The organism is Duganella sp. 3397 (assembly GCF_031456625.1).
In the GTDB taxonomy this organism is placed as follows: domain Bacteria; phylum Pseudomonadota; class Gammaproteobacteria; order Burkholderiales; family Burkholderiaceae_D; genus Rugamonas; species Rugamonas phyllosphaerae.
Map to the genome: position 1 here is coordinate 152,803 of NZ_JAVDVB010000002.1, position 12,423 is coordinate 165,225.

Sequence of the window (12,423 nt, forward strand, 5' to 3'; positions counted from 1 at the left end):
AGGGGTATGGGCAAAAGCCAGAGGTTGTGATGAGTGAGGAAGCTAACTTACTCGTCGCTTAATGCGAGGCATCATCGGAAGTTCCTTCTTCGTTCAGTCAGCCTTGCCAGTGTTGCTTGCTATGGGAGGTTTCATTGGCCAGGGAATTCTGGTGGCCGGGCCAGGCTGTCCTGTTCCTGTTCCTGTTCCTGATCTAGATCACGAAGGCACTTCAACTGTTTTATTCAGGGAGATGTCGATGCCAACAGGTGCAAATCCAAAGCGCGAGCGCGAGTATAAGAAGCTCGAGCGCAAATTCAAAAAGGAAGGGCGCTACAAGGGAAGGGAGGATGAGGTCGCGGCCCGCATTGTGAACAAGCAGCGTGCGCAAACCGGTGAAGCCAAGAGCAGCCACAAGGCGCCCCAGCGCTCGGCGTCACGCCGCAAGAGTCGGGGGGCACGATCTGCTTCGCGCCGCAAGAAAACTTGATGGCATGTTCCCGCCCGCGTGCGTTGTCGCGCGGTAGGCGGGTTAGATGCCGGGCATCGCAGTGGAGAAAAACACGTTAAAAGATCAGTTGGGCAATGTGCTCGAAGAGGCGCGGATGGTGCTGCCCGGGATCCAGGCGCTGTTTGGTTTTCAAACGGTGGCCGTGTTCCACCAGGCGTTCTCGAAGTTGCCATGGTTGGCGCAAGTGGTTCATCTGGTGGCGCTGCTGTCGGTAGTAGCAGCAATCGCCCTGGTAATGATGCCCGCTGCGTGGCACCGGATCGTAGAGCCGCATCAAGTGTCGCGCGCCACGGTCTCGCTCGCATCCCGGATGATTTTTGCTGCGTTGCTGCCACTTGCCATCGGGTTGGCACTCGATATTTATGTCGTGCTCTTCGCTGTCACGCATTCGACCGCTTTTGCGTTGCTGATGGGAATCGCCACCGCGACGCTGCTCATTGGTCTCTGGTTTGCCATCCCATTTTTGCGACGGTGCTTTCACCACGACGGTCAGGACTCCTGACCGCTACGCATCGGTCCATGTTAGCTACACATATTGATCTCGCACTGGCAGACGATCCTGGCCGTGGATCCAGGCTGCTATTGGCCGCTTTCGGCTGCTCGCGCCAGCATGGGATATTGCTACCTCGAAAACATCAGGTCCCATGCCGACAAGCGCCTTCGTCCCAAATCAGACATTCGATACCGGAGCGACAACCATTCTGACACCTGAGGCGTAGCTGATTTAGTCGACGCCGATAGATTCCCAGCTAGGGCCGGTCAAAGCGTGTATCGCCTCTGCGTTGCTCAGCGTACGTTCGTATGCTGCGCTACTCGAGACGATAGCGGTCCGCTCGCTACGATATTGCGAGGCCTCAACGAGGCCGCGTGATGCCCCTTAAATTGTTGCTAGGCGAGCTTGCGGGGGGGGGGGCGCCGTGCTTGTTTTGTTTTCGGTAGCATCGTTGCTGGCGGGGCCTTGTACGCTGTCAGTTCTGTCTTTGTCAGCGTGAATATGCCGACCAGCTGCGACAGTTGTTGCGCCTGGTCCTGCTGGGCTTCGGCTGCTGCTGCTGCTTCTTCCACCAGCGCCGCATTCTGCTGGGTCACAGTATCCATCTCGGCGATGGCGTGGTTGATCTGGGCGATGCCCGCCTCCTGCTCCTGACTTGCCATGCTGATCTCGCCCATGATGTCGGTCACCGACCGGACGGCCGCAACCACGCGCTCCATTGTCGCACCTGCTTCGCCGACGAGCTGTGTGCCCATGCCGACCTTGCTTACCGAATCATCGATCAGCACCTTGATTTCCTTGGCGGCGGCCGCCGAACGGTGCGCCAGCGTGCGTACTTCGGTTGCCACCACAGCAAAGCCGCGCCCCTGTTCGCCGGCTCGAGCCGCTTCCACTGCGGCGTTGAGCGCCAGGATATTGGTCTGGAAGGCGATGCCGTCGATGACGCTGATAATATCGACAATCTTTTTGGCCGAGTCGTTGATGCCAGCCATCGTGGTCACCACGTTGGCCACCACCTCGCCGCCTTGGACGGCGATCTCCGACGCCGAGCGCGCCATGGTGTTGGCCTGGCGGGCGTTCTCGGTGTTTTGCTTGACGGTGGCTGTCAGTTCTTCCATCGACGATGCGGTTTCCTCGAGCGAACCGGCCTGTTGCTCGGTGCGCGAAGACAAGTCCTGGTTGCCGCTGGCGATTTCAGTGGCTGCCATCACAATGGAATCTGCGCCGCCGCGTACCTGGTGCACGATGTTGGCCAGACTGTCGCGCATCGAATGGATCGCAAACAGCAGGCTGTGCCGGTCATTGGCGCGCAGCGCGATGTCCACCGCCAGATCGCCGCCGGCGATGCGGCCGGCAATGCCGGTGACGTAATCGGGTTCGCCGCCGAGTTGGCCGAGCACCTGGCGCGAAATCAGCCAGGCGCCGCCGGCGCCGCAAGCCACCGCCAGCGCGCCCAGCAGCAGCATGATATTGCGCGACTGCTGGTACGAGGCCTCGGCTTCGGCCCGGGCGCGCTCCATGGCCGCGCTTTGGTGCGCGATCAGCTCGTCGATGCGTTTCATATAGGTCATTTGCAGGGCGCGCGTGGTGGTCAGCATGAAATCGACCGCTTCATCGATCTTGCCATCGCCGCGCAAACGGATTACCTCGTCGATCGATTTGACATAAGGCGGATAGGCCGCTTCCATGGCGTCAAACAGCGCCCGGCCATTGGCCGACTGGACCATGGTACCGAGCTTGCTGGTTTCGATGGTGATCTGCTTGCGGTTGTCTTCGACCACCGCGAACTCCTTGGCCGCCTGCGCAGCGTCGCGCAGCAGCAAGCCGTTGCGCAGCGAACGCGCGGCCTTATTATTCAGGTTCATCAGGGTTTGGGCCTGAAACACTTTTGGATAGTTATCCGTGACAATTGCGTTGGTGCCCGCGTTCATTGCCGAAAGGTACTGGATTGCCAGGCCGATCACGATCACGAGCATCACTAAAATCACGCCAAAGCCGATGCCTAGGCGCGTGCCGACCTTCAAATTCTTGCTGTTCATTTTATATTCCGGTGTCGAGAAGAGGCTCTCGCGCTCCGTGCGGAAGCGTTGGCGGGGAGTCGGGCCGGAGAGAAGGGCGCGCGCGCGGGGCTGGGCGGGCTGATGGTGAATTGATGAGTTCGCCAATTCTCACAATTATACACACCGCATTTGCCGCCGGGAAATTAATTCGTCTATCTGGGGCACGCAAAGTCGGCAGTTGCCTGATGCTTGGCGGCGGTCAGCGAGAACAAGTGGCGGTAGTCGACGAGAACAGGTGGCGGCGTCGGTGAGAATACTCAACCAGGCGCTGGACGGCGCGGGCCTGGCCCCAGTCTACCTGCAAATCTACCAAGGCGTCGGCGGTGCCTGTCACCAGCTGGTGCGACTCATCAATTTAGTGGCCCGCTAGTTGTCCAGATAGGGCGCCAGTATTCCTTCGGACCATTCCATGAAGGTGCGTACCCGACGTGAAAGGTTGTGGCGGTGCGCGACGACGAACGACACCGGCAGGGGCTCGGGCCGCAGATCCGGGAGCACCTCTACGAGCTCGCCTGCGACCAGATGTTCCTTGATGCTTGACAGGCCCGCCTGCATTAACCCCAGCCCGGCCAACCCGGCGGCGTGATAGGTCTGCACGCTGTTGACGCTCAGGGATCCGGCGACCGCCAACGTCGCGTAGCCGTCGGCTTGGGGATATTCCCATCCGAGCGGCCGGCTGCCCAGCGTCGGCGCGTAGTGGATCATGCGATGGCCTTGCGTGCGGAGCTCATCGAGCGTGCGGGGTATGCCGTGCCGTCGCAGGTAGGCGGGACTGGCAACGTTGACCATGCGCAGTGCTCCTACCGGCCGCGCCACCAACGTGCTGTCGACGATGCCGCCGATTCGAATCGCGCAATCCATCCCCTCCTGGATCAGGTCGATACGTCGGTCGGTGCTCGATAGTTCCAACTGTACTTCGGGATAGGCGGCCATGAACGAAGGAAGCGCTGGCACGATGGTGGCGCGCGCCAGTTCGGTTGGCAGGTCCACGCGCAGTCGCCCGCGCAGCTTGGCCTCGCCTCCCGCGAACATCGCGTCGAGCTCTTCGGCGTTCGCCAGCAGCGCGCGTGCGCGGCTGTAAAAGGCACGCCCTTCCTCGGTTAGCTGGACAGTACGCGTCGACCGGTGCAGCAACCGGGCGCCCACGTCCGCCTCGATGCGGCGGACCACATTCGACGCTCTGCCTTTTTGAATACCGAGGCTCTCTGCGGCGTGGGTGAAGCTGGCCATTTCCGCGATCCGCAGGAAAATTGCCAAGGATTCGAGATCCTGCATTTGCGTCTTTCTAAATAACTGTCTGTCTTGATTGGTGCACTTTATCGCAAAACTGGTTGTCGGTCTCAGGCATTGTGTTCTTTTGGTGTAACTATGGGTTTTGATTGGCGTACTTTATCGCAAATGCTGAAGGGGGCATAGTCAGGTCTTAGGGGGCGGACAAGCCGCTCCCATGTATTTGGAGGACGATCATGCGATACAACCAACTTGGCAACACCGGACTGTTCGTGTCCGAACTTTGCCTCGGCACCATGACCTTCGGCCCTGCCGAGCAGGAAGGCCTCTATCACGACATCGCCGGCATGGATCAGGCGACGGCGGACGCCATTATCGAGCGCTGCTTGGTGGCGGGTGTGAATTTCTTTGACACGGCCGACGTTTACACCAACGGCCATTCGGAGCGCATGCTTGGCCAAGCGCTTAAAAACCTCGGCGTGGCACGCAAGGACGTGGTAATCGCCACCAAAGTGTTCAACCCTTCGGGCAGCGGCCCAAACGATCGAGGCGCCTCGCGCGCGCACATCATGGACTCGGTCGAGGCAAGCCTGGAGCGCCTGCAAACTGATTACATCGATCTCTATCAAGTCCATGCCAGCGATCCGGTGACGCCGCTGGAGGAGACGCTGCGCGCGTTCGACGATCTCATTTCCCGTGGCCTGGTGCGCTACATCGGCGCCTCGAACTGGTCGGCCTGGCGCCTGGCGAAGGCGCAGGGTATCGCCGAGCGTTGCAGTTATGCCCGGTTTGAGAGCTTGCAGGCCTATTACTCCATCGCCGGCCGCGACCTCGAGCGCGAGATCGCGCCGATGTTAACCGAAGAAAAAGTCGGCCTAATGGTCTGGTCGCCGCTGGCCGGCGGCCTATTGTCAGGCAAATTCGGTCCCGGGTCCGCGAGCGAAGGACGGCGCGCGAAGTTCGACTTCCCGCCCGTGGACCGGGATCGCGCATGGGCGTGCGTGGCGGCGATGCGGCCGATCGCCGAGAAACACGGCGCCAGCGTGGCAACCGTGGCGCTGGCCTATGTGCTGGCCAAGCCTTTCGTCACGTCGGTCATCACCGGAGCCAAGCGGCTCGACCAGCTCGAGCAGAACCTCGCTGCCGTCGACCTCCGGCTCGACGACGACGACGACCTTGCGGCGCTCGACGCTGCCAGCGCGCTGCCGCCGGAGTATCCAGGCTGGATGCTTGAACGCACGGCCCCAACCCGCATGCCAGCTGGCGCGCAAGTGGTTCCGGGCGCCTCAGGGCAAGGGGAGCACGCATGAGAACGTTAGCCTGGCGCAAGGGTTTGGCGTGGGCGCTGGTTGCCTTTTTTGTCCTCGGCGGTGTGATGAACATCGTGGCGCCACCTTCGGTGGCCGACGAATATATGCGCTGGGGCTATCCGTACTGGTTCAACTACGTCACCGGTGCGCTTGAACTGGCAAGCGCCTGGCTGCTCAGCCGAGCGGCGACCAGAGCGGCAGGCGCAGTCCTGGGCATGGTGGTCATGACTGCGGCCCTCATCACTCTCTTTATCCACAGTGACTGGTCGCATGCGGTTCTTCCGGCGTTAGTTATGGCCGCGCTGTCCATCATCTTGGCCGCACAATTCAAACAACTTAAAACCAGTGTCACCGCCAGTGGCACATCACATTAAAGGAAACATGATGAGCGCTAATTCTTCCGGTTTAAAAGGCGTCGTTGTTTTTCACTCGGGCTATGGCCACACCAAACGGATGGCCGATTCCGTCGCGGAGGGCGCCAAGGCAAGCTTGCTACAGATCAGTGCCGAAGGTGAGTTGTCAGAGCAGCAATGGGCGGAAATTCTTGCAGCGGATTTCATCATCCTGGGTTCGCCAACGTACATGGGCGGTCCTAGCTGGCAATTCAAAAAGTTCTCAGATGCGTCTTCCAAGCCGTGGTTCGCGGACCTGTGGAAGGACAAGATCTTTGGCGGGTTCACCAACAGCTCCAGCGTCAACGGCGACAAGCTGGCAACGCTGCAGTATTTCACTCTGCTTGCCGCGCAGCACCGTGGAATCTGGGTCGGCGTGGGGATGAAGTCGTCGAACACAAAAGCGTCGCAACGCGACGACCTCAATCGCATGGGGTCTTTCATTGGCCCGATGGCGCAGACGCCGGCCGATGCGGCACCAGAGGAGATGTCGCCGGGCGATCTGGAGACTGCGCGCGTGTATGGCGAGCGCGTGGCGGAAATAGCCGGGCTGTTCCTGGCCGCCAAGACCGCCGCGTCGATCGTCTAAGGCCGCTCGTTCGAGAAGCTCCCCCCGATCGGTGCTATCGGTCTGCCGCTGGCCGACACTTGGTACGCCTCACTACCTAGTGCTGGCTATGGCGGTGACGGTGCGGCGAGCGCGCCGGCAACTGCCGCAGGCATGAACTGTAAGCAGTTGCAGTTCTAAGCGGGGCGAGGGCGGCGGTGGCAACCAGCTGGTGCGCACCATCACGAGACGCCGATTAGGACATGACAGCGTCCGCTTCGCATCACTGGCGCGCCAACTCCTTAAATTCCGGTATGACCATGCGGGACTCGGCGAAGACTTCAGCTTCTCTGCCGCGGGGTACAGGTTTTCCGGTCAGCATAACATGCAGCTTTCCATCAACCGATTCAAATTCGCAAGGCTGCGGCTGGCGTTTGGCCAGTACCTTCGCACGGTGGAGCGCGGTGGCAATGGCATAGCTGGCTTTTTCGTCCAGTGGAACTTTCTTCGCGGCAGTCATGGTCGATCCTCCTGCAAGGCGTCCTGCAAATTAGCTTAGCAGAATCGTCTCCGCGCATACCTGGGGCATGCGCGCGACGTAATTTGCCATTAACTTCTTCGGCAGGGCTGGACGAAGTCCTGGGCATCAACCTCTGCAGGGGCCGTGCGACCTGGAGAGGCCGGTGAGCAGAACGCGACAATGCCGACGCCTATTTGCTTTTCTGTATCAGCTTCTTCAGCACTTCCTGGTACTCAGGGATGACGATACGCGACGGTCCGAACACTTCTGTTTCCGTACCCGGCGTGATCGGTTTGGCGTTGAGGGTCACGTGCAATACGCCGTCTATTGGCTCGAAATCGTTGGGGTGCGGCACGTGCTTGGCAACCATCTTGGCGCGGTGGAGCGCAGCGGCAATCTCATAGTCGGTTGCGGGCGCTGGCGGTAGTTTTTTGACGATGGTCATGTTGCATCCTCCATCAAGGCAGTGTAAAGGTAGTTTAGCAGAATCGACCAACTGCGGCTGTTGGCCGCGAGCTGAAAAAGCATGGTGCGACCGCTGCCATGTTCTTCCCACCAGCCAGGTGCATTCTTGCGCACGTCCTGCACGGTAGCGGCGCCCGTCAGGGCGGGGTTTGGAAAGCGGTCCAGCTCGACCGAAGCGACTTCGGCATCGAAGCCGAGCTTGGGCCAGACGGCATAGCCGATGAGATCGTCCTCGCTGGTTTCTCGCAGCGGTCCGCCGCCTGCGGCCAGCAGGCTGATGTGCTGAAATCCCAGGCGGTAAGCCGCAATCGCCATCAAGCCGAAGGCGACCGATGTCAGGCGCGGCGGCGCCTGCGGTGCCAGCATGACGTTGCGAATGTAGAGTGCGTCGATCCACATGGCGGGGCCGCTCTGGCTGCGGTACATGACCACGCTGTTGTGCTGGCCATTCTGAATGAAGATGTTGCTGTAGTGGATATCGACGCCTGCGGGGGCCTCTGAGCGATCATCGATACGAGTCGCCGTGACCAAGGAGCCGTCTGGAATCATGCACAGGCGGCCGGTAGTGGCGGCATTGAGCCGCAGCGGTGGACCTTCCGTGTGATGGATGTTCAGTTCCCTCAATGGCTGGCCGTAGCCGTCGAAGAGCCTGCCCTGGAAGTAAGCCTGCGCAACGGGATGCGCCAACAGCGCGGCTTCAAGTCTCACGAGGTTGCGGGCATTGAATGTTGAGTTAATGTCCATGTCCTATCGTACGCGCGCGCGACGGCGATGTATTACGATGGATCAAAGGGATGTGAAATATTCCTGAACGTGGCCGGTGGGGTTCATTGCAGCCGCTCAGCGGACCAGGTCGGGGTTCTGTGCCAGGTTTCTACTGGAGACGCCGGTGTCATTCCGATGCGACCTTCATCACCCGCTCGCACTCGACCGCGCCATCGGGCAGGAGCACGAAGTTCAGGTCGGACCGCACGAATTGTTCTGGTGTCACGCCAACGTAAATCGAGTCGTGCAGCCACGCTGACATGGCGACATTGGTCGCCTGCAGATTCTGGCGCTCGCGCGGCTGGCGTGTTTGTATCGTTTTCAATAATTCCTGGGCGAAGAAGGGCACGGCGCCGGCTGCCCAGACCCGCCCCCGGCGCCGGGTGTTTTCCTCGCGATCTTCGGCCACGAGCATCAGCCGCAGCGCGTCCACGTGCAGCTCTGCCATCAACGTCTTGTGCGAATTCTCGTCCAACCTGTAAATGCGTATCAACATGGTGTCCTCGCCGGTTCTGCTGGCCTCTGTACCTGTAGGAGGGCCGTACCGCCGTGCAGCTGTTTGCGTTGTTGTGACGGAAGCAGGGTTGCCCTGCGGTGCGCCCAAACTTGCTCAGCCAAGTCTGTTTTTACTGTCAGCAAATGGGGCGTCATCGCTGCGCGCCCTCATGCTCGACTGCGTGGTGATGTCACCGGAACCTGCTTCATTCCGTCATGCGCCTGGGGTAACTCTCCGACCGTCGCCGACCTTTGGCGATATCATCCCATCGCGCTTATTCGTCGTGTTTGAGCGTCAGCAGATCCCGGTGGGCGGCCTGTCGATGCGGTAGCGTACCGACAGTGGAAAGGAAACAGGGCGACTGCGGTGTATGTTCGCTGATCACACCGGCAGCGTGCCGCAGCGGGGTCTTGATCTCTCCCATTCCGTTCAAGTGTTCGACCTGGAACGCAAGGCCCGGGGCAATGGCCGGGGCCGAAACCCCGGTCTCTCGTGAACCGAGCCCCGGCAAACCGGGTCTCGGCCCTGCGGGCTCGGCCCGGCGGCCGGGTCGCGTTGCCGCACTGCCCAGGCTTTGCTGGTCCGCATGCAAACCACCTGAAGTGAAGGACCGTCGCTTTCAACCGTCGCGCCAGCCGAACGGCACGGCTATCACGCCGGTTGAGCCGCCGCTGGCGCTATGAAGCCGGCCGCGAAAGGTCCAGGGCCGGGAGCTTTCAAGGGCTGCGCCAGCCCAACACCACGGCTGTCACAGCCCTTGAGCCGCCGCTGGCGCTATGAAGCCGGCCGCTCCCTGGCCAACCCCCACGATGGGCAGCACGGGCCGCAGGCACCCCGTTCCTCAATCCCCAAGCAAGCGCCCCCCAAGCCAAGTGAGGGGGGCTTGCTTGGGGATAAACGACGGAACGGGGCAGATTCAGCGGCCCCTTGCCTCGCTGCCTGAACCCCACCCATCCCCACCCTGCCCGTGAGGGCAGGGCATCCCCCACCCTCCGCCCGCCCCAGGGCGGGAACGAGAGAGTTCGAGCAAGAGGATCAGCTTTACCTCTTAACTCCTAACAACTTTCTGAAAGGGACAATCATGGAAACCATCAACGCCCACCTGAAACAACCGCGCGGCCGCGCGGCAGTCACCGCCACGCTGGTGACGAGTGACCTCGAGCGCATGGAGTGCCTGCCGCGCATCGCTGGCATGCGCTGTGTGCTGCTCGAGTCCACCATCTTCGACACGCTGGCGCGGATCTGCGACAGCTACGAAGGCGGCTACTGGCATTTCTACAACCTGTCGAACGGCGGCTTTTACATGGCCCCCGATTCCGATGCGGCTTTCCCGCTGTCGTGTGAAAACTATTTTGAGCACACGGTGTGCGCCGATACGGCTGGCATCATCGCCAGCGCCAGTGCCTACAGCCACCTGTCGTTCCTCAGCAATGGCGCGTGTTTCGCCACCGCCTACCACCAGTTGTCCGAGTTCATTTTCCAGCACCGTGATGCCGGCCTGATCCGCGCTGCGCTCGATTAGTACCCGGGCGTCGGGAAGCGGTCCACCCCGACGCCGTCGCTGGACCGGACCGGCCCCGGCTGCAGAGCGCGGCCGCTTATTCCCTCTGTTCTCAGGAGCTATCATGCACGCACTTATTGACACCCTTGACACCCTTGACGCCCGCAACACCATCATCATTCCCGGCGGCGCGCACCTGCCGCCCCCAATCGACGCGCTGGCGCAGCTGACCGCGCACGCGACGATCACCAACGCCACCTATACGCAGCTGGTGCGCAGCCGCTATAACGTCCGCACCAAGCAGACCGATGTCACGGAGCTTGCCGCCCTGATTCGGACGCACGGACTGCTGCAAAACCTTGTCGGCTATCGCCAGATGGTGGACGGTGTCGCCACCGGCATCATCGAAGTCGTGGCCGGTGGCCGCCGTCTGGCCGCTATCGGCCACCTGATCGAGAGCGGTGATCTGCCGCACGATTTTGCCATCCCGCTGTTGATCGTCACCGAGGACGAGGCGATCGAACTGAGTCTTGCGGAGAACCTTGGCCGCGCCGACATGCACCCGGCCGATCTCTACGTGGCGATGCAGGCGATGATCGACCATGGCCGCGCCATCGAGGACGTGGCGCTGCGTTTTGAGCTGGAAGTGACGACCGTTAAGCGCTACCTGAAACTGGCGAACGTCGCCCCGCGCCTGATCGGCCTGTACCGCGATGGCGTGCTCAACTTCGAGCACATGATGGCGCTGGCGCTGGTCGATGACCACGCGGCGCAGGAACAGGCGTGGGACAGCCTGCCAGCACACAGCCGCCATCCGTACGATCTGCGCCGCCTGCTCACCGCCCAGAAGATCAACACCCAGACCGACCGGGTGGCGCGCTTCGTCGGCGTGCGCAGCTTCGAGGCGGCAGGCGGTACCGTGGAGCGTGACCTGTTCAGCCGAGACAATACCGGCTACATCAGCGATGCGGTTCTGCTCGACAAGTTGGCGCTCGATAAGCTAGCCAAGCAAGCGAAGCAGTTACGCAAGGACGGCGTGGCATGGGTGGAGCTCGTGCCGCGCGCCGACCACGCCGACCTGTCAGCTTTTGGGCGCGTGCGTAGTACCACCGGGGAACTGAGCGAGGCTGACCGGCAAGCGGCAGACGCTTTGCAAGCGCAGATCGCCGCGCTGGACGAGCGCATCGACGACGCCTGCGACGGCGACAACGAAACGCTGGCCGAGACGCTGGACGCCGAACGCGATGCCTTGTGCGCGCAGCGCGATGCCGTCCTTGCACGCCGCACCAGCGTGCCGCACCCGGACGACGCCGCGCTGGCCGGTGCCGTGCTGTATCTCGACCACGACGGCAAGCCGGTGGTGCTGCGCGACGTGATACGGCCAGCAGACGTCGCCCGCCGCGCCAGTGCCGTCAAGGGGGCGGAGGTCGTGCCAGAGGAGAGCAAGCGCGTCAGGCGCGATCACTCGGACCGTCTCACCCTGGAGCTGACGTCGCAGCGTACCTTGGGGCTGCAAGCGGAAATGATGGACCAGCCCGACACCGCGCTGGCGTACCTGACCTACACGCTGATGCGCTCGGTGCTGCTGCCGCACCACGGCGTCGGTACCGCCTCGCTGTCCAGGATCAGCCTGGGCATGGCGACCCTCGCCGACAATAGCATGGACAGTGCCGCTGGCGTCGCCTTGGCACAGCGCCGTGAACAACTGCTGGCGCGCCTGTCCGATGCTGCACAGAATGAGCAGAACGGGCAAGGCGGCTGGCTGGCATGGTTGCAGGCGCAGCCTCAGCCGGTGGTGCTGGAACTGCTGGCATTTTGTGTCGCCGCATCGCTCGACGCCACCCTCGAACGGGAAAAAGACTCGCCCGATTTCATGGCGCTGGGCAAGGCGTTGAAGCTGGACATGACCAAGTGGTGGCGCGCCACTGCTGCCAGCTACTTCGACCACGTGCCGCGTGAATGCACGGTCAAGGTGGTGACCGAAGCGGTGTCCGCCACGGCGGCGGTACCGCTGGAAAAGCTGCCGAAAAAGGCGGCGGCCGAGGCGGCTGAACGGGCGCTGGCCGATGCGGGCTGGCTACCGCCAATGTTGCGCACGGCGTAAGACGTCAAACGCAGCAACGGCCCCGGTATCGAGTCTGCCGGGGCCTTCAA

At 61.8% G+C, this 12,423-nt stretch carries 13 protein-coding genes; 7 read left to right on the plus strand and 6 right to left on the minus strand.

Annotation, left to right across the window (positions count from 1 at the left end; all coding sequences use genetic code 11):
• The first annotated feature begins 61 nt into the window (after positions 1 to 61).
• Both J2X54_RS05355 and J2X54_RS05360 read left to right on the plus strand, forming a co-directional pair.
• Positions 62 to 469, plus strand: a complete 408-nt coding sequence (locus tag J2X54_RS05355; RefSeq protein WP_310178763.1) for a hypothetical protein — start codon at positions 62 to 64, stop codon at positions 467 to 469.
• A gap of 46 nt (positions 470 to 515) precedes the next feature.
• A complete protein-coding gene (locus J2X54_RS05360; RefSeq protein WP_310178766.1) occupies positions 516 to 992 on the plus strand; it encodes a DUF6328 family protein in 477 nt (158 codons plus the stop codon).
• A 386-nt stretch (positions 993 to 1,378) separates the two neighbouring features.
• Here the strand turns inward: J2X54_RS05360 and J2X54_RS05365 are convergent, their stop codons facing one another.
• Both J2X54_RS05365 and J2X54_RS05370 read right to left on the minus strand, forming a co-directional pair.
• Positions 1,379 to 3,022: a methyl-accepting chemotaxis protein gene (locus J2X54_RS05365; RefSeq protein ID WP_310178769.1), complete on the minus strand. Its 1,644-nt coding sequence runs from the start codon at positions 3,020 to 3,022 to the stop codon at positions 1,379 to 1,381.
• A gap of 387 nt (positions 3,023 to 3,409) precedes the next feature.
• Positions 3,410 to 4,318, minus strand: a complete 909-nt coding sequence (locus J2X54_RS05370) for a LysR substrate-binding domain-containing protein (RefSeq protein ID WP_310178772.1) — start codon at positions 4,316 to 4,318, stop codon at positions 3,410 to 3,412.
• Positions 4,319 to 4,509: 191 nt separating this feature from the next.
• Between J2X54_RS05370 and J2X54_RS05375 the strand changes: the two genes are divergently transcribed.
• Genes J2X54_RS05375 through J2X54_RS05385 form a run of 3 tightly spaced genes read left to right on the plus strand, consistent with a single transcriptional unit; the run spans position 4,510 to position 6,564 of the window.
• The gene (locus tag J2X54_RS05375) at positions 4,510 to 5,583 is read left to right on the plus strand and encodes an aldo/keto reductase (protein ID WP_310178775.1); all 1,074 of its coding nucleotides are present in this window, start codon (positions 4,510 to 4,512) and stop codon (positions 5,581 to 5,583) included.
• The gene (locus tag J2X54_RS05380; RefSeq protein WP_310178777.1) at positions 5,580 to 5,957 is read left to right on the plus strand and encodes a DoxX family protein; all 378 of its coding nucleotides are present in this window, start codon (positions 5,580 to 5,582) and stop codon (positions 5,955 to 5,957) included. The genes J2X54_RS05375 and J2X54_RS05380 overlap by 4 nt, the downstream gene beginning before the upstream one ends.
• Before the next feature lie 10 nt (positions 5,958 to 5,967).
• On the plus strand, positions 5,968 to 6,564 hold the full coding sequence (locus J2X54_RS05385) for a flavodoxin family protein (RefSeq protein WP_310178780.1): 597 nt from the start codon (positions 5,968 to 5,970) through the stop codon (positions 6,562 to 6,564).
• Between the two features lie 241 nt (positions 6,565 to 6,805).
• Here J2X54_RS05385 and J2X54_RS05390 read toward each other — a convergent pair whose 3' ends face one another.
• The 4 genes from J2X54_RS05390 to J2X54_RS05405 all read right to left on the minus strand — a co-directional run bounded on the left by J2X54_RS05390 (position 6,806) and on the right by J2X54_RS05405 (position 8,768).
• Positions 6,806 to 7,042, minus strand: a complete 237-nt coding sequence (locus J2X54_RS05390) for a hypothetical protein (RefSeq protein WP_310178782.1) — start codon at positions 7,040 to 7,042, stop codon at positions 6,806 to 6,808.
• A 190-nt stretch (positions 7,043 to 7,232) separates the two neighbouring features.
• Complete coding sequence (locus tag J2X54_RS05395) at positions 7,233 to 7,487, minus strand: hypothetical protein (RefSeq protein ID WP_310178784.1); 255 nt, start codon at positions 7,485 to 7,487, stop codon at positions 7,233 to 7,235.
• Positions 7,484 to 8,251 (minus strand): hypothetical protein, encoded by a 768-nt coding sequence (locus tag J2X54_RS05400; protein ID WP_310178787.1) that lies wholly within the window; start codon positions 8,249 to 8,251, stop codon positions 7,484 to 7,486. Before J2X54_RS05400 ends, J2X54_RS05395 begins: the two co-directional genes overlap by 4 nt.
• A gap of 148 nt (positions 8,252 to 8,399) precedes the next feature.
• A complete protein-coding gene (locus J2X54_RS05405) occupies positions 8,400 to 8,768 on the minus strand; it encodes a hypothetical protein (RefSeq protein ID WP_310178790.1) in 369 nt (122 codons plus the stop codon).
• A 1,081-nt stretch (positions 8,769 to 9,849) separates the two neighbouring features.
• Between J2X54_RS05405 and J2X54_RS05410 the strand changes: the two genes are divergently transcribed.
• On the plus strand, positions 9,850 to 10,290 hold the full coding sequence (locus J2X54_RS05410) for an antirestriction protein (RefSeq protein WP_310178792.1): 441 nt from the start codon (positions 9,850 to 9,852) through the stop codon (positions 10,288 to 10,290).
• 103 nt (positions 10,291 to 10,393) lie between these two features.
• Positions 10,394 to 12,373: a ParB/RepB/Spo0J family partition protein gene (locus J2X54_RS05415; protein WP_310178794.1), complete on the plus strand. Its 1,980-nt coding sequence runs from the start codon at positions 10,394 to 10,396 to the stop codon at positions 12,371 to 12,373.
• Positions 12,374 to 12,423 lie beyond the last annotated feature (50 nt).